The sequence below is a fragment of the Ktedonobacter sp. SOSP1-85 genome (assembly GCF_016587415.1).
Taxonomy (GTDB): domain Bacteria; phylum Chloroflexota; class Ktedonobacteria; order Ktedonobacterales; family Ktedonobacteraceae; genus Ktedonobacter.
Genome location: NZ_BNJI01000003.1, coordinates 1,097,583 through 1,121,440, shown reverse-complemented (window position 1 = coordinate 1,121,440; position 23,858 = coordinate 1,097,583). Strand labels below are relative to the sequence as shown.

Here is a 23,858-nt window from a genome sequence, read left to right as displayed (position 1 = left end):
GTGCCAAAATCTGACCAGTGCAAGGCGAGCTGCTCGCCTTTGCGCATACCAGTTGTCAGCACCAACGTGACAAGGCATTCCAGCTTATGGCCCTCGACAAACTTGAGCAATGCCTGTGTTTGCTTACTGATCGGTAAAATGATTCTTATTCCGTAATTGCCTACTTCGTTTTCTTTGCTCTAAATTTTTTACAACACTAGCATCTGACTCTATATTATGCCCTTTTCCAGCTTCGCCAGGCAGCTTTGATTGCGTCCGAGACGCTTGGCCTCATACATGGCTTGATCGGCGCAAATCAGCAACCATTCCCGCTCAGTGGCCATCTGTGGATAGGTTGCCACTCCTAGCGAACAGGACACGTGGAGATCTTTTTGACCCGCAAATACCTGCTCTGAGACCCGCATCCGTATTCGTTCAGCAACCGTGAATGCTTCGGTGGGCCCTTGTCCTGGCAAAATAGCAACAAACTCCTCACCGCCCCACCGCCCCAGGCAATCTTCTGAGCGCAGAAGTGACGCTGCCAACCCGGCAACTTGGCACAAGACCAGATCTCCCACTGCGTGCCCATACTGGTCGTTGACAGCTTTAAATTGGTCGATATCCATGAACAGGATGGAACACGTCGTCTGCTGTGCCTTTGCGCGCTCCAACTCCTCGCCAAGCGTGTTCACTAGCGTTCGATAGTTGGGCACACCGGTCAGGGGATCAGAAGCCGCCAGCCTGTCTAACTGTGCATTCGTCTCTCGGAGATCTTGCTTCAAGATGTACAATTCATGCGTTACTAGCAACTGCCGTAGAACAAGCAAAATCAGAATACCGGTTCCACCAAACTCAACGACCTGTAACCTTGCGGGGGTGTACACATTGGCAGGCTGGATCGCGAGAGACACCAGCAGTAGCGCAAAGATCAGCACCAGGATAGACACCAGCCAGATTTTCCAATGGGCAAATGCCCATGTTTCCTCTAAAAGCACCGTGGGACCACGTTCCGCAGGCGTGCCCTGAACCAGCACGCGCCGCATCGTCTGGGCTGCCACAGCGATCAGGGTGAGACTTCCAAGCAGGCCAGGGTCTGGTCCGGTCGTGAGGCTCGCCTCTGCCGAATGCAAGAGCGTGTAGTAGACCACATGACCGACCAGGAAAATGACCATGGCCAGCGTGAGCAGAGCGATGACCTTCCGGATACCCACATGGACCGTTTGGAAGGCGACGAACAGCAAGCAAAAGAGCGACACCAGGTTGGCAGTGACGAAGAGACTCCCCAAGGTCTTTTCCAGGAGTGTTAGCCTGGTAGTGACAAGCATGGGAACCGCGAACACATAGACATAGAGGGTCACGACCGTCGCCAGGATGATCAAGCTATCAAGCAGGATCCGCAGGCGCGAGAGCCGGGAGAGGTTTGGCGAGGGCAGAAGCAGAACCGCCGCAATGAAGAACGGATACACTCCCAATTCGAGCACATGAAACAGGGTAGGATAGGTCGATGCCCGCTGGGTCCACATGGTCTCGGACACCCAGCCAAGGAGTGCAAGCGCAGCCCACAATGTACTCATGCCCAACAGAAACGGGATGAAACGCCGTCCGGTCTGCGTGCCAGTCCCAGGGGGACCGACCATGCTCAGCAGCCCCCATGAGCCGCGAAAACACACTAGCGCCAGGAACAGCGCGTACAAGATGCTTAAAGCGTCAAGGAGTTGGCCACCAAACGTCAGTCTGAACGGTCTGAGAAAAGTAAAAGCCCCCAGGACAAGGCTTCCCAGGAGGAGCCCCACAAACACACGCCGGGGGATGGATGTGGTAGGAGCAGGTGTCTCACTATCATGGGAGGCAGCCATAGTCATGGCCGCAGTGCTAAAAAAGCGGTAGCGATAAAGGTTGATTTTGACAAATACCGGGAGAAGGAATTTGGCCACAAGCAGCGGATCAGGAGACGAGCGTGGGATAGGCTCGGATGTGTTGCTGTGGTGTCCATGGTTCTCGTGGTCCATGATTGTTCTTCCTTTCCTGCATCTCCTTTGCTTTAGAATTTTTGTATCAGTTCTTGGCTGTCATTGCTCCCTGAAAATATCTCTATCGGCCCATGATTTGCCCCTCTTCTTTGCAATATACTCCAATGGTCAGAACATTATCCGCCAGCGGGCGCACTGGCGACATATAATGGATGAGGTTGTGTTGCAATAAACTTTTTCAACCCCTAATTTTTGGTGGAACCTGTTGATATTCCTTACGAGCAAGCAGTCTTCTTGCTCGTAAGGCCCAGTATGACCCCGAACCCGCCCATGAGAGTACCGCAGGCCATGTCGAAGGCAATGAACAAGAGGTTATTGACGAGTATTGTCCTGACAACCCACCACGTCGTATTGCCCACAAGTTGAGGGAAAGTGCCCTGGTCGTGAGGGATACCCGATGCCACGAGCATGAGCAATGAGGCAAACGAAATGGCAATAATCGCAATAATGATATAGATAGCCAACCCACTGAAAAGACCAGCCTTTAGCCCTGTTAGCAGGCCGGTGCGAATGCTTCCTGTTTTCCTGGTTATGAGCCACCCCGCGAAGGCATAAAAAGGGAGGTTAACGAAACTCAGGATGAGGGTATCCGTGAGAGCAATGACATCATTGGTCTTAAAAGTGAGTGACATATCTGAATGGTAGCTGAACATAGCCTTTTGTGGCATCATCACGTAGAGGATAACTCTCAGCACAAAGATGATAAAGGCCGTGAGGAGAGCGTATTTAAGGGTTGACACTGGTCTGGGGGTGGTAACGACTGTCTTTGCATCATGCATCAAGATTCTCCCACATATTCACTCTGTGTTAGAAAAAGTATATCCAAAGCTTTTACTCTTCCGCAAAAGCGTGGCAAGGTCAAGGACGCCTGGGGCCGTCTTCGCACTTGAGGCGCAGAGTATGCAAGTAGACGCTAATATAATCTACTTCCTCGTGATACCCTGTGCCTCAGATAGGGTGGAATAATGATTGATGGAGAGTACCTGCGCAGTCAAAAGCTGAGCGGGTTCGACAATCACTCTTTTGCCTTGAACCCGCTTCGGCTCAATCCAGCTGAGCAGAGGCTTTTGTTGGCAATCAGCACGGGACAATGCGTACACTATGTTTGCCAGTTCGCCCCTCTTGCTGCATAGTCTGAATCTGCTGGAGAAGCTAAATCCTGGCCTTCTTCTCTGCATATTGCAGATGCTCACCAGGGTTCGCGTGTTTCCCCGATCAACGCTCAGACGGAGAACTGTTCAATTTGCTGATATTCAGCCTCGCTCAGATGGAAATCGGCAGCGATAGCCAGTTCATCAGCTTGATATGGGTGGCGCACGCCAACAATGGCGGCTGTCACTGCTGGGTTATGTAGTGCCCAAGCAATAGCGACCGTTCCCGCTGTGACGTTGCGTGCCTTTCCAATCGCCGTGAGGAGATCGGCGAGCGCCAAATTACGCGTCAAGCGCGGCTCCTGAAACTCCTGACCCTGTTTGCGCCAATCACCATCTGGCAGTTGTGCAATGCGCTCACGGGTCATGTGCCCAGACAAGAGGCCCGACGCCATAGGGGAATAGACGATCGTACCAATCGTGTTTTGCTGGCAATAGGGCAGAATTTCGTGCTCCGCCTGGCGATGAATTAATGAGTACGGTGGCTGTAATGTTTCAACTGGCGCTATCTTCTCCGCGCGCTGCAGTTGCGCTACATTGAAGTTTGATACGCCTATATGGCGTACTTTCCCTTCCCGTTTGAGCTCGGCAAGCGTATTCCACCCTTCTTCAATCTCTGGATCGGGATTGGGCCAGTGTATCTGGTACAAATCAATGGTCTCGATATCGAGTCGTCTTAAGCTCTCCTCAACTTCATGACGGATCGAACTAGCTCTCAGGCTGCTCCTTACCTGCATCTCCTCATCCCAGATCAGTGAGCATTTCGTGAAGATATAAGGTTGTTTGCGCCCTTTAATAGCTCTTCCCACCACTTTCTCGGATCCTCCCAACCCATAAATAGCAGCGGTATCAATCCAGTTGATACCCAGGTCTAGAGCTCGTTGTATCGTTGCTATAGACTCCTGGTCGTCCTGAGGACCCCATTGATTTCCCCCAAGTGCCCATGTTCCCAGCCCAATGGCCGTAATCCGCATATCTGTTCTGCCAAACTGATGTGTTTGCATGGTGAGTGATCTCCTCATTTTTTCATTGGTAGTGACTATTCAGCGCCTGTTTGCCGAAGGCTTCTCAGCACCAATGGCGCTTTACATGGAACAGGGATGTAACGTATTCCATCTCCACCTCAATCTTGCCACTTGCACAATGACGAACGAGGTTGAGACGAAAAGCGACCTTTCGTGCCACATCCAAGAAACCCGGGTAAACAAGAGAGTGGTGTTTATTTTGTGTATTGGTTGGTATAGGCGTCCGAGACCTTCGGGATGGGACCTATCATCTTCTGTGCAACCATGAATTGCTCCATCGCTTGCCAGGCTACCTCATCATTGATACCAAGCGTTCCATTCCCTTGCCAAATAGGAATGGTTGCCTTCAATATCTCCAGCGTCTGTTGAGTATTGGTCATGCCGGGAATATAAGGCTTACTCAGTGTGATTGCATCCTCAGGATGATCGATCACGTACTGTAGCCCCTTTAATGTGGCCAGCACAAACTCATGGACTACCTGTGGTTGTTTCTGAAGTGTTGTTTCAGGGACAATAATTCCTTCTGAGACGAGCGGTTGATAGTCAGAGACGGCGAATGTGCGAACCTGTACATTGCGCCTGGCAAGCTGTAGTGGTTCGTTATTGGAGTAGCCTATAATCGCATCCACACGATGAGCCAGCAAGGCCGCAACCTGTGTAAAACCTATGGATTGAAGCTTGATATCAGAAAGCGAGAGATGTTCCTTGTAGAGGAATGCTAGCAGCGCAGTATAGCTTGACCCATAGGGACCGGGTATGCCGACAGAGTGTCCCTTTAAATCGGCTGGAGACTTAATTGGTGAGTTGGCAGGAACAATCAAGCTGATGGGGTACTTCTGGAAGATTGTTGCGACATTTTTTGCCTGTATATGCTCATTGCGGGCGGTAAGCAATTCATCGCCGCCAGCCATGACGAATGTATTCTTTCCGGCCACCATCGAACCGACGAGATCTGGAACGATACCATGATGAAAGGTAACGTTTAGACCTGACTCACTATAATACCCCTTTGATTGAGCAACATAAAAGGGTGCGAACTGGATGTCTGGTATATACCCTAGACCAATAGAAACCTGTTGTACTCTATTTGAAGAGGCCGTTGTCGTGGTTGTACTTCCTCCGCAACCACTCGCTAACAGGCTGATGGACAACAACCACAAGCCGAATACCAGAAGGGAAAACGAACGAGGACGTCGGAACATTAATTACCTACTCCATATGTGAAATATAATATATGCGAATTTAGCCATGACCAATTCAGCCACCTGGACGATAAGGCGAACGATCAGAGTTATAAACAGAAACATAATTTGATATTATTCCCCTGGCGCTAAACATACTACTCCATCCAACTAAATTGGCGGGTTTTTAATACGCTTTGCCGTTCAGATATTCTCCTCATCACCAAATGGCGGATGAGCCGGAATTGAGCTCAATACAGGTGCGTCCATTTGCTACTGTACAAACGTATATAAGCTAGAGCCTTTATATATAGCAATAGTATGCTTGCCTGAGCGTTTTAGTCCATGCAAGCATGGACCCTACATATATATAGCAATAGTATGCTTGCTGAGCGTTTTAGTCCATGCAAGCATGGACCCTTTATGAGTCTTTGTACTCAGGGGTGAATGTTGGGTGGAGTAGACGACAGGAGATAAAAAATATGCGCAAAGTATGGATTCACCTGCTTGGTGCCTGCATGGTTGCAGCACTTTTGCTTACAGCATGTAACTCATCTAGCTATGGTGGTTCAGATGTTCCGGGTGTGACCTCAAGTCCTGATAGTACAGGTTCAAACTCAGGTTCGAGCAGCGGTGGTGCGCCTAACTGGGGCGTGCAAAGCAAGACCACTGGCTGTCAGGTCCAGGGGCCGCTTCAGGATAAAGCCTGTTCGCCAGGTGCCATCTTCCCCAATGTGACCAAGACGGATATCTGTCGCTCGGGCTATGCCTCCTCGGTGCGCAACGTGCCAACAAGCGAGAAGAATCAGGTCTACCAGGAGTATGGCATTACGCATCACTCGACGGGCGAGTATGAGGTCGATCACCTGGTAAGCCTGGAGCTGGGTGGCTCTAATGACATCTCTAATCTCTGGCCCGAGGCTGCCAGCCCTAAGCCGGGCTTCCATGAGAAAGACAAGGTCGAGAACTATCTGCACGACCAGGTGTGCTCTGGCGCGATCAGCCTGAAAGACGCCCAGATTGAGATCGCGACCAACTGGCTCGACGTCTATAACAAAATGGGCGGCAATTAATAAGCCTGCCTGCTGGCAGTATAACATAAGGTCCATGTCTAGGCATGGACCTTATGTTATATTTGTAGGGTCCATGCAGATATGGACTTTCAACGCCCAGGTAAGCGGATAGCTAGAAAAAGGAGCAAAATTATGGAGCAAGCACGACCCAATATTTTGCAGCCTAATATTTTGCAGCCTAATATTTTGTATATTCACTCGCATGATACCGGTCGCTATATTCAACCGTATGGGCATGCTCTACCCACGCCACATCTGCAACGCCTGGCGGAGCAGGGGGTGCTGTTTCGCCAGGCGTTCTCTGTCTCTTCTACCTGCTCTCCCAGTCGCGCTGCTCTGCTTACTGGGCAGAGTCCTCATTCGGCGGGTATGCTTGGCCTGGCTCATCGCGGCTTCTCACTCTATGATTATCAACAGCACCTGGCGAACGCTTTGCGCCCGGCGGGCTACTCCTCGCTGTTGCTTGGTATGCAGCATGAGGCGCGCGATCCTGCTCTGCTTGGCTATGATGAGATAGTAGAGGTCGCCAGTGCAGACACGAAAGATGTTGTTCCCAGGGCGGTTCAACTCTTGAAGAATGGTCTGCCTCAACCCTGTTTTCTCTCCATTGGTTTTTCGGAGACGCATCGCCCCTTCCACGAGCCGTTCTCTACCCAGGATGAAAAGTATATCTTGCCACCCGCGCCACTGCCTGATACGCCTGAAGTCAGGCGCGACATGGCGGCCTTTAAGGCAAGTGTGCAAAAGCTTGATGAAGCCATTGGCGCGGTCTTGGCGGCCTTGGAGGAGAGTAACCTGGCGGAGCATACGCTGGTAATCTGTACTACCGATCACGGCCTCGCTTTTCCCAGGATGAAGTGTAACCTGACCGATCATGGCATCGGGGTGATGCTCTTGATGCGCGGCCCAGGTGGCTTTTGTGGCGGGAAGGTCTGTGATGCCCTGGTCTCGCATATCGATATCTATCCAACGCTCTGCGAGTTGCTGCATGTGCCCAGGCCTGAGTGGGTGCAGGGGCGCTCCCTCTTGCCCTTGATACGCGAGGAGCGTGAGCAGATTAACGAGGCCATCTTCGCCGAGGTGAACTATCACGCCGCCTACGAGCCACAGCGGGCCGTACGTACGCAGCGCTGGAAGTATATCCGCTACTTCGATACGCACCATCGCAGGCCAATCCTGGCCAATTGTGATGACAGCCCCACCAAGGATCTCCTGATGCGTTCTGGCTGGGGAGAGGCGACCAGGCGTGATGAAGAGCTCTATGATCTGCTCTTTGACCCAAATGAAGCCTGTAACCGCATCGATGACCCTGAGTTATCCACAATTGCCGACGCCATGCGCCAACGTTTAATGCAATGGATGCAGGCCACACACGATCCCTTACTGCGTGGAGCCATCCCTTTGCCCGCAGGTGCGCTAGTCAACAGCCCCGACCAAATCTCACCCGATGAACCCATGCAGTATCGTAAGTAAGTAGTCGCAGACAGAGAGAAGGAGCAGCCTCGCGAGGCTGCTCCTTCTCTCTGTCTATTTTTCTCGTGGATTGACGAGGCGCTATTAGTAGCGGCGAGCCGTACCACGGGAGACGAGGCGCAAGAGGGCGATCAGCACACAAGCGCCGATGAAGGCGATGATAATCGTGCCGATGAAACCGCTCGAACCCAGACCCACCAGGCTGGCCAGGAAGCCACCGATGAAGGCGCCAATCAGACCGACGACGATGTCACCGACGATACCATAGCCGCCACCACGCATCACAACGCTGGCCAGGAAACCGGCGATCAAGCCGACGAGCAGCCACCATACGATGCTGGTAAGGTCAATGGCCGCAAGTACGAGAGTAGCCTGTGTAAACATAACTCTAGATCCTCCATTTCCTTGCTCTGAAAAAGTGACTTAATTGATACCTTTTGTGAATAACCATTGCTGTATCATTTACATTTTCTAGTACGGGTCGGCGATAGAAAAAGTTTCAGCATCATAACCGATTATAGAGGAATTTATTATACTCTAAAGCGGCGTTAAGCTTTTTAAGAAATAAATTATAAACACAATTTATGGGGCGGCTAGCTTCTCCAGCTGCCCCATAAATTGTGTTTATAATTTATTTCTATCTTCTAGCGTGTAAGTTGTTCGCGTTGCAGGTGGGTGTAGAAGGTATATTTGTGGCCACAGTACATGGAGGTTGCGTACTCAAGAGGCTGCTTGCGCTCGGTATAGGTTGTGCGGCGTGTGTAGAGGACGGGGCTACCCACGGCGATTTTTAAGACTTTGGCCTCCTCTGGCCCCACCAGGCCCGCCTCAAGCTCTTGATCGGCCTCCATGGGGGGCTGACCATATTTTGTTTCTAGCAGGTAGTAGAGCGAGTGCTGATTGAGGTCCTCTTCAAGCAGTCGTTCGCAGCCCATAAAGTGGATAAATGAGGTCTCCAGAGCCAGCGGATCGCCATCGGCCAGGCGCAGGCGGTGCAGGCGAAAGACCTTGTCGCCTGGTTTAATATGCAGGCGTTCAGCCACTGTTTCGTCAACAGGCCACATCTTCGCCGAGAGGACGTGGGCGCTGGGACGTTGTCCGCGCGCGTGCATGTCCTCGCTAAAGCCGGTTAGCTGCGTCAGGTGCTGCGTAATGCGGTGGTGGCTCACAAAGGTGCCGCGCCCCTGCTCACGGTAAAAGAGTCCTTCATTGACCAGTTCAGTAATGGCCTGGCGCGCTGTCATGCGACTGATACCATATTGTTCGCTTAGCTCGCGCTCTGAGGGAATGAGGTTCCCTGGCTGCCACTCACCGTTGCGAATCTTCTCGCGCATAATCTCTTTTAACTGATAATAGCGCGGTAAAGGACTATTTCTAGAAATAATACTCATGCAAACATCTTCCCAATGTAAGAACACCACTGTTAAGGTGTGGTTTGGAGCGTTACGATTGGGAGGGCACAATAGAACGTTGACCCTTTGCCCTCCTTGCTTTCAACCCAGATGCGCCCACCGTGCCTGGAAATTACCTCTTTGACCAGGTAGAGGCCAATACCGAAGCCGCTCTGGCTCTGATCAACGTTACGCGCGCGGTAGAAGCGCTTGAAGATCAGCGGGATTTCATCGTTGGCGATGCCAATGCCCTGGTCCCTAACCCAGAAAACAACTTCCTGATCTCCCTCTTGCTCTCTATTGTAACGCAAACCAACCTCAATTTCACTGCCTGGCGCGCTATATTTTATCGCGTTGCCAATAAGATTGTTGAGCGCCTGGATTAAACGCTCTTCATCCACCAGGGCCAGCAGGCGGTCGCTGACATTAAGACCACGCAGTATGAAGTGAAGCTGGTGCTGGCGAGCCGCTACCTGCTGACCCTGAAACACATTGGTGATGATGGGTAGCAGGTCATATGCCTGGCGTTGAAGGGTGAAGCGGGATTGCTCAATCCGCGAGATATCGAGCATCTCTTCGATCAAGTGGGTAAGATGTTGGCTCTGTTCCGAGATGCTGCTCAAGGCATATTTCGTTGTGCCATCAAAGATGGGCTCTTGTTGGGCCTTCATCTGGAGGATCTCCGCAAAGCCCTGAATGACCGTGATTGGTGTGCGCAGCTCATGATTGGCGATAGAGAAGAACTCATTTTTATGCTGTTCGAAGGTCTTCTGGGTCGTGACGTCCTGTAGAACGACGACTGCGCCCTTCATAATACCATCTTCCGTGTAGAAAGGCGCGCAGGAAGCCAGTGTAATCAGACGACTTCCCCCTGCATGCACAACGATAGCCTCTTTGCCTTTAATGGTTTCGCCACAGAGTGCCCGCACCACGATAACCGTCCAGGGCGTGAGCATTTGCCCACCCACGCGCATATCCTCGTTCTTCATTTGCCGTCGATAATGGTGCAATGGCTGATTAATAACATCCTGTGACTCTAAACCGAGGATGTTGGCGGCGGCCTCATTCGCGTAACTGATGGTCGCGTTGGCTGCCTCAACAATCAGGATGCCTTCAGGGAGCTGATCCAAAACGGCCTGGAGATAGGATTGTTCGCGTTCGACAGAGGTATGGATGCGCGCATGCGCCATAGCCGAGGCGATATACGCGCTGCATCCGCGTAAGATGCGGATCTCAGGTCCTGCTGGATCGATGGGGGTCTGGAAAAGTACACAGAGCGCCCCCTCAAAGCGATTGCTATGCCAGAGGGGCAGGTAGGCATAGCCCAGTATCCCGGCGGTCACGAATGGGTTTCTGGCGGGCACACGCTCCTGAGCGGCGGCCAGTTGGAGATTAGTAATGAGTACAGGTTCGCGCTGCTGGAGAATTGAGGAAGTAAGGGGGAGATTCTGGCTCTCGAAGGGCAGGTAGTCAACGTCTAGCAGGCGATGCTCGGCCTGGGCGTCTTGGTGCGAGGACAGGCAACGTAGCGCGCGGTGCGTGGTGTCGCTGACAAAGAGACTGGCTTTGAGGGGACGGATATGATGTGCAATCGCATGAATAGCTGTCTGAGCCACGGTTTCGATTTCGAGGGAGTTGCGCAGGCTGCGCGCAATGTGTTCGATGACTGCCACCGCCTGGTGCTCTATTTCGGCTAAATCGCTCTTTGTGCTGAGAATCGCACCAGCTTTCTGACGCGCCAGGACTTGCTCAGTTACTTCCGTAATGCTCTGAATAATGTGCGTGATATTCTGCTGATCATCAAAGACCGGTTGGAGAGTCCAACTCCAATAAGAAACGCCTTCGCCGCTGTGGAAACAAAACTCAGGGTTCTGATAGGCCTGGCCGCTGGCTTTGACCTGCTGAAAGATGGCGAGAAGTTGCGCGCTCTGGGGATGATATACCCAATCGGCAACAGTCTGATCGGGCCGGAGCTTATGCTCCGGTTGAGTCGCAAAGTGGGTATCAAAAAAGCCCAGGAAGCGCGAATTGGCCTCAAGCAAACGAAAATCGGCGGCATCATAAATAGCCATACCTACTGGAGCATGCTCTAACATTGTCTCCGCATAGTGATATGGCCTGGTATTCATAAGGGAACTCATAAGCGCACCTGCTTAAAATTGCTGCGGCAACTGCTCAGGACTTCTCGCCACTACGTGGCTCGTAGGGTTATGGGATGTGGAAAAAAAACCTTCCGGTTTTTTTTCCACATCCCATAACCCTACGCAGCGTCTGAGACGCTGCGAGTGTCTCTTGGAGAGAGGATCTGAGTAGCTACTTTCTGCGTTCTACTTCAGGACTTTTTTTAAACATATGTGTATAGCGGATGAGAGGCAACTGAAATACGCAATTATTGTAATCTAAACCGTAATTAGGACATGTGTCAAGAGGTTAAGCTATATTGCGGTACTAAAGTCAGCATATTATAATTGTTTTGGAGAGAGGTTATTTTTGATACTTTAAGGAAGTAGGACTCTATGTCGGAGCAATGGGAAGCTATTGAAGCGAAGAGAGAAGAACAGGTTGGTGAGAGCACATATTTTATAGATGCCGATAATTTCGGCGAGGTCGCGCGCCTGTGTAAACAGCATCGCCTGTTGGCGAATGGCATGGGAGGTGCCCTGCCAGAGATAAGCGACTTTTCCCATATTCAAGATGTGCTTGATATTGCGTGTGGTGCCGGAGGATGGGCCGTTGATATCGCGCTTGCGCACCCGACTGTCCAGGTGACGGGCGTTGATATCAACCTGGGAATGCTAGAATATGCGCGCTCACAGGCTCAGGAAGAGGATGTACAGAATCTGCACTTGCACCTCATGGACGCAACCGGGCCATTGGATTTTCCCCACAATACATTCGATCTCGTCAATGCGAGGCTGCTCTCTAGCTTCATGCCAACGAGTAAATGGCCCACCTTTTTGCGGGAATGTGCGCGTATCACGCGACCGGGCGGAGCTATTCGCGTCGTAGAAGCGGAGGCGCCGCTCACCAATAGTGCCGCCTGTGAACAGTTGAACGCCTTGATTGCCCAGAGCATGAAGGCGGGAGGCCTTGGTTTCTCACCTGATGGGCGCCATCTCGGCCTTATACCAGTGATGAAGCGCCTGTTGCAGGACGCAGGTTGTCGCAATGTGCGCCTCTTTAGCTACGCCATTGATTGTTCGGCAAGCAGCCTTGAGCGTGTGAGAGCCTATCAGAATGGGCAGACAGTCTATAAACTGGTGCAGCCATACCTGCTCCAGTTGGGACTGGCGACGCAGCAAGAGCTAGACCGCCTCTATCACCTGGCGCTGGAAGACATGAACTCGCCGGACTTCTGCGCCCTCTGGACCTTCGTGACCGTGCTTGGTGAAGTTCCCGATCCAAATAAGGCTTGATCTAAGGGAGAAAGGAGGTAGCCTTCTCTCCCTAAATCATGCACGAGGTCGTTGATCGATGACACGCCGGGCCTTTAGTTCAAAGCGCGGCAGCGTCTGCGGCTCAACGACCTCTATAGGGATGCGCAAGTTGAATGCAAGTCGTAGATCCTCCTGAAGGCGTGGAATAAGCTCTGTGGGGCACTCAACCTTGAGGGTAATTTCATCCATCCTGCCATCACGAGTAACGAGCACCTGGTACTCCGCAATCTCAGGGAAGCGATGCAGTACACCTGCCAGGGCCGAGGGATATAGATTGACCCCGCGTACGATAAGCATATCATCCACGCGTCCGAGAATGCCTCCCTTCAGCAGGAGAGAGCCTCGTCCACAGGCGCAGGCATAGCCTCCATGCTCAACCAGGTCGCCCGTGCGATAGCGCAAGGCGGGACTGCCCCAGCGCCCCAGGTTGGTCAGTACCAGCTCGCCCTTCTCGCCCTCTGCGACTGCCTGCCCAGAATGAGGCTGAAGGATCTCGGCGATAAACTCCTCTTCATTGACATGAATGCCGGTATGCGCGCTACAGGTGAAGCCATAGGCTCCCATTTCCGTCATACCTGCATGATCGAAGGTCTCCGTGCCCCAGGCCTCCTCAATCCGTTTGCGCGTTGCGGGAATTGAGGCCCCAGGCTCGCCTGCGTGAATGGTCAGGCGGATGCGGCTCTTATGTAAAGGAATATGCTGCTCGCGAGCGATCTCGGCCAGGTGCAGGGCATAGCTTGGTGTGCAGACCAGGACGGTTGCGCCCACATCCTGAAGGACCTGTAATCGCTGTAGCGAGGTCATGCCGCCGCCAGGCACAGTCAATGTGCCTATGCGTTTAGCTCCCTCATAAGCCGACCAGAAGCCAATAAAAGGGCCAAAGCCAAAGGCCAGAAAGAGAATGTCCTCCTTCGTCACGCCTGCCGCCCTATACACAGTCTCCCAGCACTTTGCCCACCAGTCCCAGCTCTCCTGTGTATCAAGAATCTTTAATGGGTGACCTGTAGTACCTGATGTCTGGTGCAGGCGTATATAGGCCGATGGCGCATAAGTCAGATTGCTCCCAAAGGGGGGATACTCCTCTTGATCGGCCACCAACTCACGTTTGACAGTAAAAGGGAGCCATGCCAGGTCGGCTATAGATCGAATACCATCAATATTAAGCCCGGCGGAGGCGAACTTGCGCTCATAGAAGCGGTTATGAGTGGAGATACGGCGTAGCCCTTTCTGGAGCCGTTGTAGTTGATGAGCAGCGATCTGTGCTCTCATAGCACCTTCCAGGTCCATCATGGTCCCGTCATCCTCTCTGAACGTACACGTCCATGCGGATAATTTCTACTCTACTTATTGATTGCTATTAGTAAGAAACTGGTTGAGGGCGCGCCGGATGTAGACGAGCGTGACCTGTTTGCGGTAGTTGATAGTAAGGTCGGCATTATCGAGTGGCTTGGCGAGCCTGGTGGCCTCTTGGGCGACATGTTCTATGAGATTGACGCTGAGGCGCTGACCATGTAGGAGCGCCGCGGCTTTCTCCGCTACAATCGGATACGAGGCGACAGCTCCGAGCACGATGCGCGCTTCTTGTATGGTGCCATCGTGCTCTTGACGCAGAGCGATGGCAACACCCAGGAGGGGGAAATCGAACGAACCACGACGCCGTAGCTTGAGGTAGGTACTCTTCCAGCCCTCAGCAGGCGGGAGATAGATCTCGCGCAATATCTCATCAGGCTCGTGGGTATAGGGATGCATGCCATCGTCGCGATAAAGTTCCTGGATTGGTAACATGCGCTCTCCACGTGCGCTAACGAGTCGCACCTGGGCCTTCAGGCTGAACAGTACAGGTGCGGTATCGGCGGAGGAGATGGCCCAACAGCGTGGGCTGCCTGGCGCGACCAGGCAGATCTCGCCATCTTTCTTCATGCAATAGCCAATGGAGTGGCGCCAGAACTCGCTCTGATTGTAGTAGTTGCAGCGTGTATCAAGCAGGATATTGCCGCCAAGCGTACCCATAGCGCGTAATTGAGGTGTCGAGACCGAGCTAGCCGCGCTGGCCAGGGCAGAGTAAGCACTCTGGATGTCGGACCGCTCGGAGAGCCTGGCGAGTGTCACGCCCGCGCCAATGTGCATCCCATCCTCGGGCGAGCCTGTGACATGGCTTAGCTCAGGAAGATTGCCGATGCCAATGAGGACCTGCGGGGTAAACTGGCGGCGTTTCATATTTGGGAGGAGGTCGGTACCGCCCGCGACCAGCATGGCCTGCTCGCCCTCCTCACTGAGCATATGCGCGGCCTCAGCAAGTGTGGAGGGTGCCAGGTGACGAAATGGGGGAAGGCGAAGCATCAGATATCTCCTCCTTTCGTCAACGTAGCGCGCTGATTGCTCTTATAGCCATAATGTGATGCAGGCTCAATAACTTTTGCCTGCTCATCGGGTTGCCATTGAATGAGGCGAGTGGGCCAGGGATTGGGGGCGGTAACAGGTTGTATCCTGCGTGCCTGGACGCGTTGACCAGAGAGGGCTTTGAGGGCCTGGAGGATCTTATCTGGCGTGATGGGCGTCTCATCAATGCGGATGCCTATAGCGTCGTAAACGGCGTTGGCTATGGCTGGAATCACGGGATTGAGCGGCCCCTGCCCCGCCTCCTTGGCTCCGAAGGGCCCTTCCGGGTCGGCCTCTTCGATAAGAATCGTCTCGATCTCGGGCGTATCCAGGGTTGTAGGGAGCTTATAGTCGAGCAGTGAAGGGATCTTATGGCGACCCTTGCGGAAGATTTGCTGTTCCATCACGGCCTCGCCATAGCCCATATATGCCCCGCCTTCGACCTGGCCTGCCACAAGCAGGGGATTGATAGCCTGCCCAACATCATGGGCCAGCCAGAGCTTCTCAACGGTCAGCTCGCCAGTCTCTATGTCGACCGCCACCTGGGCCGCGCAGGCCGAGTAGGAGTAGGCTGGTGATGGGCCGACGCCCGCGCCCTTATAATCGCCGTGAATGCCCTCGGGGGGCCCGTATGTTCCAGCCGCGACCAGCGCGCCAAACTTCGTCTCGGCAAGTTGGACTGCCAAAGTGAAGGGTAGTGAGCGACCAGGATCAGCCTCGTCGTAGAGAGTGTTTTCTGCTGCGAGCAGGCGTCCAACTGGAACAGCCAGGCGTGTGGCGGCGACCTCAAAAAGCTGCTGCTTGAGCTTACGAGCGGCGCTGATGGCGGCGTTGCCCGCCATGAAGGTCACACGACTGGAGTAGGAACCCAAATCAACGGGAGTAAGTGTGGTGTCAGCGGTCTCCACGTGGATATGCTCTGGTGTGATGCCCAGTTCCTCGGCAACGATATAGGCCAGAATCGATGTCGAGCCCTGCCCGATATCCGTTGAGCCGCAGTAGATGGTCACGCCGCCGCCACGGTCCAGGCGAATCTGCACCGCGGAGTGTGGCATATCGTTCCAGTAAATAGGTTTACCCGCGCCACATATGTAGGAGGCGGCGGCGACACCCAGGCCTCGGCCCACCACAGACGGTTGATTTGGAGTATTCTGGCGCCTCTCATACCAGTGGGAGCGCTCGGTGACAGCGTCCAGACACTTATCCAGGGCGCAACTGGTTACACGTAGCCCGTTGATGGTACGGGTGTAGGGCTGGATCAGATTGTGTTTGCGCAAAGCGAGAGGATCTATGTTGAGGTCACACGCCAGCTTGTCCAGGTGTGTCTCCAGGGCGTAGCGCGGCTGGGTCGTGCCATGTCCGCGCTTGGGACCACAGGGAGGCTTATTGGTAAAGACACGCATGCCCTCGAACTTATAGGATGGCAACTTGTAGGTGACAGTCTGGAGCACACCAGTATAATAGGTAGTCGCGATGCCATAGGAGCCATAAGCCCCTCCATCCAGGAAGGAGCGGAAGTGCATAGCTGTTAGCGTACCATCCTGCTTTACGCCCGTCTTAATCCACATCTTAACGGGATGACGTCCCCGGTGCAGCAGGAAGACCTCCTCACGTGTGCAAGTAATCTTTACGGGTCGTCCAGTGCGTCGTGAGAGTTCGGCGGCACAGATCTCGTGTGAAAAAGGATCAGACTTGCCACCAAAGCCGCCACCCACATTGGGGACGATTACACGCACATGCGATTGGGGCAGGCCCAGGACCTTGCTCAACTCGCGATGCACATAGTGAGGCGTTTGAGTTGAGCTCCAGAGGGTTAGTTTTCCGCCTATGGGGTCGCTGGGATTAGGTTCCCAGTTTGCCACGCAGGCGTGCTCCTCGATTGGCGCGTGTGTATTGCCCTCGTAGTAGAACCAGTCCTCGCGCATGTAGTCGGCCTCAGCGAAGCCTGCCTCCACATCTCCAAATTCATAGGCGACGGCCTTGTGGATATTGCCGATGCGTGCCTCCTCATTGATCTTGACATCGGGTTGGGCCAGGGCTTCGTCGATGCTCATCAAGGCGGGCAGGACCTCGTACTCAACCTCGATCAGCTTCAGAGCCTGCTCAAGGGTCTCGGGATCGAGCGCAGCCACGGCGGCCACGGGATCGCCGACATAGCGTACTTTATCGCGCGCCAGGGCGTACTCGTCTTGACTGGAGGGGAGGATACCGAACTTGTGTGGTAGGTCTGAGCCTGTGAGGATAGCAATCACGCCTGGAAGATCGAGGGCACGGTGTGTATTAATGGCGAGAATATTGGCGTGGGGATGAGGGGAGCGCAGCAAGGCGCCATAGAGCATGCGTGGCAGCGAGATATCGTCTGCATACAGGGCGCGGCCAGTAACTTTGGGGTAAGCATCGACTTTAGGTCTGGACGTACCGATTATACTATAGGGGTGAGGCTGCCTGTTGTCCAATTGCTGTTCTTTCATTGTCGTTTGCCTCCTAATCCCGTTCGACGATGAAGCTGGCGTGGCAGTCTCGTGCTTTCTACCTCTCCTCGTTCCGCCACCTTTTCCAGAGCCTCATAGATCTTGGTATAGCCAGTACAACGGCAGAGATTACCTGCCAGAGCCTCCTTCATCTGTGTGTGGGTAGGTCGAGGGTTTTTTGCCAGCAGGGCCGCGCCCGCCAGGAGCATTCCGGGTGTGCAATAGCCACACTGAGCCGCGCCCAGTTCCGCAAAGGCTTCCTGTAGGGGGTGAAGTCGACCATAGCGTTCCAGACCCTCTATAGTTGTAATAGCACGATCCTGCACCGCCAGAGGCAGCACCAGGCAGGAGAGAACAGGCTCGCCATCCAGTAGGATGGTGCAGGCCCCACACTCGCCCAGTTCACAGCCGTGCTTAGTGCCAGTCAGCCCAAGATCCTCGCGCAACACCTCCATAAGGGTATGATGAGGCAGGACCGCGACTTCTCTCTCTTCGCCATTGATAGTGAGCGTAATGAGCGTTCGTTGCATAGCTGGTGCTCGCTCCTTTTGAAGCCCGTTATTCAAACTGAAGAATATTTTGTTAGTTCATAAGAACAAGTATATGTTCAGGGGTGAGCAGATGCAAGAGCTGCATCTTCTCGGCTCACTATAAGTATGTATGTGGCATGGAGGGCGTGCGAATGCACGCCCTCCATGCCACATACATACCCTCTGAGCACCGCAGGTGCGCAGCTAGCCTGTGATGGGTGGTGAATAGGTCTGGGTTGTAGCGCGGGGGACGACCTGTACGGGTAGCAGTTCGGTGTCTGCGGCATCATCGTGTTGAAGCTGGGCCAGGAGCTTGCGCATGCCGCTTCGGCCTAAATCGCGCAGGCCAATATGGACCGTCGTGAGGGAGGGAACAACCACCTGGGCCATAGGGAGGTCACCAAAGCCACAGACGGAGATGTCGGCTGGCACGCGCCAGCCGAGACTGTTAAGTCCTCGAAGAACGCCAAAGGCTGTCTCGTCGTTGGCGGCGAAAATCGCGCTGGGACGCTGAGGCTCAGGCAACTGGGCCAGGTTGTACACCGCCTGTTCACCTCCCTCGCGGTCAAAGCTTCCCGCCAGGATAAGCGTGTGATCAATATCCAGGCCTGCCTCAATAAGCGCGGCCATGTAGCCTTGTAGACGCATATTGGCCACAATCAGATTGGAGGGACCGCCTATAAACGCGATTCGCCGGTGTCCCAGCTCCAATAGATGGCGTGTCATGGCACGAGCTCCGCTAGCGTTATCAACCTGGATAGCGGGTACCTGAAGTGTATGTTGAGCCAGGGCTACTATTGCCGCCCCGCGCTCACGCATAGTTTGCACTATGGTATTGAGGCGCTCAGTATGGCCAGGTTCATTGAGGCCGCTTCCCGCGAAGATGACACCATCGGCGCGGTAGTCCTGGAGCATCTGGAGATAATGTAGCTCGCGCTCACCCTTGCGCTCAGTATTGCAGACGATAGTGAGATAGCCGCAATCGTTCGCCACCTCTTCGACGCCGCGTGTGATCTCAGCGAAATAGGGATCGGCGTTATCGCCCACGAGGACCGCGATCAGGTTGCTGCGCTGAGCGCGCAGGCTACGTGCCAGAGAGTTGGGTGCATAATGTAACTCCTGGGCGGCCTGCAGCACCTTGCCGCGTGTCTCCTCGCTGACAGGATAGGAGGCGTTACTTAAAACACGGCTGGCGCTGGCCACCGAGACCCCGGCGCGCCTGGCCACATCCACAATTGAGACTAACTGTTTCCCCATCGCTCTAACTCTCTACTCCCCATTGCGCACATACGCAAACTGTATTAGTAATGGATTACTATGCAAGTATTCCTGAGTCCCCCACTTTTGTCAAGTAGAAGATAGGGATGCTCAAAAGTTCTTTTTGAGCATCAGGACATGGATAACTTTTGAGAAGCCCGAGTGAAGGACAGGGCTTTCCAATTCTCATGCATATGGAGCTCTTCACGCCTGCGGCGCTCAGAGGTAAGGGGGTGTGGGTGGAAAACGGCAATGCCGTTTTCCACCCACACCCCCTTACTCCGAGGCGAGCGTAGTGAGCCAAGGCAAGAACTGGAAGAGAACTGGAAAGCTCCGGAGTGAAAGAGAAAAGATATTGACAAAAATACTCCAGGTTGTTTATAGTTAGTAATAGTAAACGTTTACTGTAAAGTAAATCTGAAAATAGCCATATCTTGGGGGTAGGAGCTTATAAAGCCCTTCTATTTTATTCTGAACATGAGAGCGAGAGGATAACGTTTTCTCAATGACGAGATAGTGTGGCATAGCCGCGAAAGGAATGGACAATGGCAACACGTAGAATTGGCATCATTATGAATGGCGTTACCGGGCGCATGGGCATGAATCAGCACTTGATTCGCTCGATTATCGCCATTCGTGAGCAGGGGGGCGTTAAGTTGTCGGATGGCGATGTATTAATGCCCGACCCTATTCTGGTTGGGCGCAATGCACAAAAGATAGAGGCCCTGGCGCGAGCGTACGGCATCACGCGCTGGAGCACCGATCTGGAGAGCTGTTTGCGCAACCAGGAAGACGAGATTTACTTTGATGCCCAGACGACGAAGCAGCGTTATGAGAGCGTCAGTGCCGCCATTCGCGCAGGGAAACATATCTACTGCGAGAAACCAACCGCGACTGATACGCGCGAAGCCCTCGCGCTGGCAGTCCAGGCGCGCCAGGCGGGGATCAAACATGGTGTGGTGCAGGATAAGCTCTTTTTGCCGGGCCTCTTAAAGCTCAAACGTGTGATCGATAGCGGTTTCTTTGGGCGTATCCTCTCGGTGCGCGGCGAGTTTGGCTACTGGGTCTTTGAGGGCGATTGGCAGCCTGGACAGCGACCATCCTGGAACTATCGCCAGGAGGATGGGGGTGGCATCATTGTAGACATGCTCTGTCACTGGCGCTATGTCCTGGCGAACCTCTTTGGTGAGGTTCAGGCCCTCTCCTGCCTGGGAGCTACGCATATTCCTGAGCGCGTCGATGAGCAGGGCCAGCCCTATGCCAGCACCGCTGACGATGCCGCTTATGCCACATTTGAGCTAGTGGGCGGTATTATAGCTCACTTTAACTCGTCCTGGTGCGTCCGTGTGTATCGCGATGAACTGCTTTCGATCCAGGTTGATGGCACCCATGGTAGCGCGGTCGCTGGCTTGCGCGAGTGCAAGGTGCAGAGCCGCGTGAACACGCCAAAGGCGGTCTGGAACCCCGACATTCCAAACCCCATTGATTTCTATGCAAACTGGCAGGACGTGCCAGATAATGCCATATTTGAGAACGCCTTCAAGGTCCAGTGGGAGATGTTTCTCAAGCATGTCGCCTGTGACACCCCCTTCCCATGGGATTTGCTGGCAGGCGCTCGAGGCGTGCAGGTAGCCGAACTGGGGCTACGCTCCTGGCAGGAGAGACGCTGGATAGACGTTCCCGACCTGACTGCTGAACTGAGTTAGGCGAGGAGGGAAGCACACATGATCTATCAGATACGTCTGCCACGCGTTAACCATACGCTGGAAACATACACCCTTTCAGAGGCCTCACCATATTCCCTGACAAGCGCGCCAGCGCGCCAGCGCAAGGCCTACGCCGCTGCGCATGTGGTTGCCGACCCCTTCGCCGATAATACTCCTGGCGCGGGGGCGACATTGGATTGGGATGCGACGCTGGCCTATCGCCGCTATCTCTGGGGCCTGGGCTTCTCAGTCGCGGAAGCTATGGATACGGCGCAACGTGGCATGGGTTTGGATTGGACGGTATCCCAGGAGTTGATACGCCGCTCGCTGGCTGAGGCGCGGTCCTATGGAGGCGAGATCGCCTGTGGCGCAGGTACAGATCACCTACTGCCCAGGCCTGGCCTGACCCTCGCCAATGTCATAGAGGCCTATCAGGAGCAGTGCGCCTTTATCGAGGGGCAGGGTGGGCGCATCATCTTGATGGCGAGCCGCGCCCTTGCTGCCTGTGCGCGTGCGCCAGAGGATTACGTCTACGTCTACGACGCCATTCTCTCGCAGGTAAGCCAACCCGTTATTCTGCACTGGCTTGGCGAGATGTTTGATCCCGCTCTTGCCTCTTACTGGGGGCATGCTGAGCATGGCGCGGCGATGGAGGTCTGCCTCGACCTCATTCAGCGCCACGCTAGCAAGATTGATGGCATCAAGATCTCTCTCTTAGATGCTGAACGCGAAGTCGAGATGCGGCGTCGCCTGCCGGAGGGAGTGCGCATGTATACCGGCGACGACTTCAACTTTGCCCACCTCATTCGTGGAGATGAACAAGGCTACAGTCACGCTCTGCTGGGGATCTTTGATGCCATCGCGCCCGCTGCCGCCGCCGCTTTTCAAGCGTTAGACGCCCAGGAATGGGAGCGCTATGAAGCCATCCTGGCACCCACGGTGCCGCTCTCGCGCCATATCTTCCAGCCTCCTACCTACTACTACAAAACTGGCGTCGTCTTTATGGCGTACCTGAATGGGCACCAGGAGCATTTTCGCCTGGTTGTAGGCCTGGAGAGCGCGCGCTCGCTTGTGCACCTGGCCGACCTGTTTATCCTGGCGGATAAGGCAGGCCTGCTTGTAGACCCCGTTATGGCCTGTGAACGCATGCGGCGTGTGCTGGCTGTGGCTGGCATGGCCTAGAGAGGAAGAAGCATGCACGACGACATATTTACTGATCTCTCAAATCTCTCAGATCTCTCGCGCTTGAGCCTGAATCAGATGACCACTAAGCCCTGGAGCGTACGCGAGGCCGTTGAGGGCTGCGCCCGCGTTGGCATCCCCTCGATTGGTCTCTGGCGCGACAAGGTGGCTGAGACCGGGCTACAGGAGAGCGCGCGCCTTGTACGCGACGCGGGTCTCAAGGTATCCAGTCTCTGCCGTGGCGGCTGGTTTTGTGCCGCGAGCGTGCGGGAGCGCCAGGAGCGCCTCGATGATAATCGGCGCGCCATAGAAGAGGCGGCAACCCTGGGGACAGAGACGCTGGTGTTGGTGTGCGGCCCTGCCGCGGATCGGGATCTGTCCGCGGCGCGTGCCTATGTCGAAGAGTCGATAAGTATCTTACTGCCATATGCGCAAGAGCACGGCGTAAAGCTAGGTATCGAGCCACTACATCCCATGTACGCGGGCGATCGCTCAGTGATCGTTAGCCTGGGCGAGGCAAATCGGCTTGTGCGGCGCCTGGCGCATCCAGGCGTTGGCGTCATCATTGATGCCTATCATGTATGGTGGGACCCCGAATTGGAAGAACAGGTTGCCGCAGCGAGTGACCACATCCTGGGCTTCCATGTCTGTGACTGGCTTGTACCCACGCCCGATATGTTGAATGGTCGGGGCATGATGGGCGATGGCGTCATCGACCTGCGGCGCCTGCGGCGCCTGGTGGAGGCCGCAGGCTATAGCGGCCCCATTGAAGTGGAGATCTTCAATCAAGCGCTCTGGGAGTTACCAGGCATGGAGGTCCTACACCTGATGAGCGAGCGCTACAAGCAATGTGTCTAGCATAGAAGTATGGTCAAACAACTGCCTATAGCACAAAGTGCCAGGCAGTTGTCTTGTTTAAGAGCGTGTAGCAACCGTTTAGCCAGCATCCTGAATGGAGGCTTCGGGTGGCGAGGTTGTTGCCACGCCGGGTAGGCGTTCGGCGGCAAAGCCAATGGCCAGGGAGATAATGCCGAGTAAGAGATGGAGGATATGATCCTCCAGATTGGCATGCATAATGCCCAGCAGGCGACCATCGAAGTAGAGAACGGGATAGGCCAGGCCGAGAAGCCCTACCAGGAGATAGATCACGCCTATCGTACGGTTAAAGGTCCTAGACCATGTGGGACCCATAATAGCCACGACCATAGCTACCACTCCGGTCAGGAAGTGCATCATATTGTGTACAACATCGACATCGAAGATGAGCATGTGTCCTGTTTGCATATCTGCGGAGTACGCAATACCAGTGGTGCCTACGATGAGGAATATAATCGCGATAGCCAGGGTGAAGTAGCGATTGACTGTCCAGGGCATATCCGCGCCTCCTTTTGTGGCAACTGAGCAGGCAGACCATAGAAGAGGTGTATAAATCTATTTTAGTATGTGCTAGCGGATAAAGCAAGCGTGGGTATCTGAACTTTCGTGCCTGCGGTGTGTAGGGAGAAAGAGGTGTGTGCATGGGAAATCGGGCATTGCCCGATTTCCCATGCACACACCTCTTTCTTGGATGCTTCAATTATCAAGTTTGTGTAA

At 54.1% G+C, this 23,858-nt stretch carries 19 protein-coding genes; 6 read left to right on the top strand and 13 right to left on the bottom strand.

The window, feature by feature from the left end:
* Positions 1-209: 209 nt before the first annotated feature.
* From KTE_RS43020 to KTE_RS43005, 4 genes are all read right to left on the bottom strand, one after another.
* A complete protein-coding gene (locus KTE_RS43020; RefSeq protein WP_201393091.1) occupies positions 210-1,988 on the bottom strand; it encodes a diguanylate cyclase in 1,779 nt (592 codons plus the stop codon).
* Between the two features lie 236 nt (positions 1,989-2,224).
* Entirely contained in the window at positions 2,225-2,788 is a 564-nt protein-coding gene (locus KTE_RS43015) for a hypothetical protein (protein ID WP_201393081.1), read from the bottom strand.
* A 443-nt stretch (positions 2,789-3,231) separates the two neighbouring features.
* On the bottom strand, positions 3,232-4,164 hold the full coding sequence (locus KTE_RS43010) for an aldo/keto reductase (RefSeq protein WP_201393079.1): 933 nt from the start codon (positions 4,162-4,164) through the stop codon (positions 3,232-3,234).
* Between the two features lie 215 nt (positions 4,165-4,379).
* A complete protein-coding gene (locus KTE_RS43005) occupies positions 4,380-5,387 on the bottom strand; it encodes an ABC transporter substrate-binding protein (protein WP_201393077.1) in 1,008 nt (335 codons plus the stop codon).
* Positions 5,388-5,848: 461 nt separating this feature from the next.
* On the opposite strand from KTE_RS43005, the gene KTE_RS43000 reads away from it, so the two are divergent.
* The gene (locus tag KTE_RS43000) at positions 5,849-6,439 is read left to right on the top strand and encodes an HNH endonuclease signature motif containing protein (protein ID WP_201393074.1); all 591 of its coding nucleotides are present in this window, start codon (positions 5,849-5,851) and stop codon (positions 6,437-6,439) included.
* A gap of 132 nt (positions 6,440-6,571) precedes the next feature.
* Positions 6,572-7,912, top strand: coding sequence for a sulfatase (locus tag KTE_RS42995; RefSeq protein WP_201393072.1), 1,341 nt, complete (start codon positions 6,572-6,574; stop codon positions 7,910-7,912).
* A gap of 84 nt (positions 7,913-7,996) precedes the next feature.
* On the opposite strand, the gene KTE_RS42990 is transcribed toward KTE_RS42995, so the two are convergent.
* From KTE_RS42990 to KTE_RS42980, 3 genes are all read right to left on the bottom strand, one after another.
* Positions 7,997-8,296, bottom strand: a complete 300-nt coding sequence (locus KTE_RS42990; protein WP_201393070.1) for a GlsB/YeaQ/YmgE family stress response membrane protein — start codon at positions 8,294-8,296, stop codon at positions 7,997-7,999.
* A gap of 260 nt (positions 8,297-8,556) precedes the next feature.
* Positions 8,557-9,303 carry a GntR family transcriptional regulator gene (locus KTE_RS42985; RefSeq protein WP_007919239.1) on the bottom strand — a complete coding sequence of 249 codons (747 nt, stop codon included), beginning with the start codon at positions 9,301-9,303 and terminating at the stop codon, positions 8,557-8,559.
* A 32-nt stretch (positions 9,304-9,335) separates the two neighbouring features.
* Entirely contained in the window at positions 9,336-11,444 is a 2,109-nt protein-coding gene (locus KTE_RS42980; RefSeq protein WP_201393068.1) for an ATP-binding protein, read from the bottom strand.
* 375 nt (positions 11,445-11,819) lie between these two features.
* On the opposite strand from KTE_RS42980, the gene KTE_RS42975 reads away from it, so the two are divergent.
* Positions 11,820-12,719 (top strand): class I SAM-dependent methyltransferase, encoded by a 900-nt coding sequence (locus tag KTE_RS42975; RefSeq protein ID WP_201393066.1) that lies wholly within the window; start codon positions 11,820-11,822, stop codon positions 12,717-12,719.
* A gap of 36 nt (positions 12,720-12,755) precedes the next feature.
* Here the strand turns inward: KTE_RS42975 and KTE_RS42970 are convergent, their stop codons facing one another.
* The 5 genes from KTE_RS42970 to KTE_RS42950 all read right to left on the bottom strand — a co-directional run bounded on the left by KTE_RS42970 (position 12,756) and on the right by KTE_RS42950 (position 19,377).
* Positions 12,756-14,030 carry a phenylacetate--CoA ligase family protein gene (locus tag KTE_RS42970; RefSeq protein ID WP_201393064.1) on the bottom strand — a complete coding sequence of 425 codons (1,275 nt, stop codon included), beginning with the start codon at positions 14,028-14,030 and terminating at the stop codon, positions 12,756-12,758.
* Positions 14,031-14,084: 54 nt separating this feature from the next.
* The gene (locus KTE_RS42965; RefSeq protein WP_201393062.1) at positions 14,085-15,080 is read right to left on the bottom strand and encodes a xanthine dehydrogenase family protein subunit M; all 996 of its coding nucleotides are present in this window, start codon (positions 15,078-15,080) and stop codon (positions 14,085-14,087) included.
* On the bottom strand, positions 15,080-17,590 hold the full coding sequence (locus KTE_RS42960) for a molybdopterin cofactor-binding domain-containing protein (protein ID WP_201393060.1): 2,511 nt from the start codon (positions 17,588-17,590) through the stop codon (positions 15,080-15,082). The genes KTE_RS42965 and KTE_RS42960 overlap by 1 nt, the downstream gene beginning before the upstream one ends.
* The gene (locus KTE_RS42955; protein ID WP_201393058.1) at positions 17,587-18,120 is read right to left on the bottom strand and encodes a (2Fe-2S)-binding protein; all 534 of its coding nucleotides are present in this window, start codon (positions 18,118-18,120) and stop codon (positions 17,587-17,589) included. Before KTE_RS42955 ends, KTE_RS42960 begins: the two co-directional genes overlap by 4 nt.
* 204 nt (positions 18,121-18,324) lie before the next feature.
* A complete protein-coding gene (locus tag KTE_RS42950; protein ID WP_201393056.1) occupies positions 18,325-19,377 on the bottom strand; it encodes a LacI family DNA-binding transcriptional regulator in 1,053 nt (350 codons plus the stop codon).
* 545 nt (positions 19,378-19,922) lie between these two features.
* Here KTE_RS42950 and KTE_RS42945 point away from each other — a divergent pair.
* Genes KTE_RS42945 through KTE_RS42935 form a run of 3 tightly spaced genes read left to right on the top strand, consistent with a single transcriptional unit; the run spans position 19,923 to position 23,123 of the window.
* Entirely contained in the window at positions 19,923-21,083 is a 1,161-nt protein-coding gene (locus tag KTE_RS42945; RefSeq protein ID WP_201393054.1) for a Gfo/Idh/MocA family protein, read from the top strand.
* Positions 21,084-21,101: 18 nt separating this feature from the next.
* Positions 21,102-22,265 carry a dihydrodipicolinate synthase family protein gene (locus tag KTE_RS42940; protein WP_201393052.1) on the top strand — a complete coding sequence of 388 codons (1,164 nt, stop codon included), beginning with the start codon at positions 21,102-21,104 and terminating at the stop codon, positions 22,263-22,265.
* 12 nt (positions 22,266-22,277) lie between these two features.
* Positions 22,278-23,123 carry a sugar phosphate isomerase/epimerase gene (locus KTE_RS42935; protein ID WP_236600989.1) on the top strand — a complete coding sequence of 282 codons (846 nt, stop codon included), beginning with the start codon at positions 22,278-22,280 and terminating at the stop codon, positions 23,121-23,123.
* A gap of 78 nt (positions 23,124-23,201) precedes the next feature.
* Here KTE_RS42935 and KTE_RS42930 read toward each other — a convergent pair whose 3' ends face one another.
* A complete protein-coding gene (locus tag KTE_RS42930) occupies positions 23,202-23,639 on the bottom strand; it encodes a DUF4383 domain-containing protein (RefSeq protein ID WP_201393050.1) in 438 nt (145 codons plus the stop codon).
* Positions 23,640-23,858: the final 219 nt, after the last annotated feature.

Excerpts from the sequence above, each read along its gene's own strand:
- KTE_RS42990 (WP_201393070.1), bottom strand. The coding sequence starts at position 8,296 with ATGTTTACACAGGCTACTCTCGTACTTGCGGCCATTGACCTTACCAGC.
- KTE_RS43015 (WP_201393081.1), bottom strand. The coding sequence starts at position 2,788 with ATGCATGATGCAAAGACAGTCGTTACCACCCCCAGACCAGTGTCAACC.
- KTE_RS42935 (WP_236600989.1), top strand. The coding sequence starts at position 22,278 with ATGCACGACGACATATTTACTGATCTCTCAAATCTCTCAGATCTCTCG.
- KTE_RS42940 (WP_201393052.1), top strand. The coding sequence starts at position 21,102 with ATGATCTATCAGATACGTCTGCCACGCGTTAACCATACGCTGGAAACA.
- KTE_RS43020 (WP_201393091.1), bottom strand. The coding sequence starts at position 1,988 with ATGGACCACGAGAACCATGGACACCACAGCAACACATCCGAGCCTATC.
- KTE_RS42970 (WP_201393064.1), bottom strand. The coding sequence starts at position 14,030 with ATGATGGACCTGGAAGGTGCTATGAGAGCACAGATCGCTGCTCATCAA.
- KTE_RS42960 (WP_201393060.1), bottom strand. The coding sequence starts at position 17,590 with ATGAAAGAACAGCAATTGGACAACAGGCAGCCTCACCCCTATAGTATA.
- KTE_RS43005 (WP_201393077.1), bottom strand. The coding sequence starts at position 5,387 with ATGTTCCGACGTCCTCGTTCGTTTTCCCTTCTGGTATTCGGCTTGTGG.
- KTE_RS42980 (WP_201393068.1), bottom strand. The coding sequence starts at position 11,444 with ATGAGTTCCCTTATGAATACCAGGCCATATCACTATGCGGAGACAATG.
- KTE_RS42950 (WP_201393056.1), bottom strand. The coding sequence starts at position 19,377 with ATGGGGAAACAGTTAGTCTCAATTGTGGATGTGGCCAGGCGCGCCGGG.
- KTE_RS43000 (WP_201393074.1), top strand. The coding sequence starts at position 5,849 with ATGCGCAAAGTATGGATTCACCTGCTTGGTGCCTGCATGGTTGCAGCA.
- KTE_RS42985 (WP_007919239.1), bottom strand. The coding sequence starts at position 9,303 with ATGAGTATTATTTCTAGAAATAGTCCTTTACCGCGCTATTATCAGTTA.
- KTE_RS42975 (WP_201393066.1), top strand. The coding sequence starts at position 11,820 with ATGTCGGAGCAATGGGAAGCTATTGAAGCGAAGAGAGAAGAACAGGTT.
- KTE_RS42930 (WP_201393050.1), bottom strand. The coding sequence starts at position 23,639 with ATGCCCTGGACAGTCAATCGCTACTTCACCCTGGCTATCGCGATTATA.
- KTE_RS42945 (WP_201393054.1), top strand. The coding sequence starts at position 19,923 with ATGGCAACACGTAGAATTGGCATCATTATGAATGGCGTTACCGGGCGC.
- KTE_RS43010 (WP_201393079.1), bottom strand. The coding sequence starts at position 4,164 with ATGCAAACACATCAGTTTGGCAGAACAGATATGCGGATTACGGCCATT.
- KTE_RS42965 (WP_201393062.1), bottom strand. The coding sequence starts at position 15,080 with ATGCTTCGCCTTCCCCCATTTCGTCACCTGGCACCCTCCACACTTGCT.
- KTE_RS42955 (WP_201393058.1), bottom strand. The coding sequence starts at position 18,120 with ATGCAACGAACGCTCATTACGCTCACTATCAATGGCGAAGAGAGAGAA.
- KTE_RS42995 (WP_201393072.1), top strand. The coding sequence starts at position 6,572 with ATGGAGCAAGCACGACCCAATATTTTGCAGCCTAATATTTTGCAGCCT.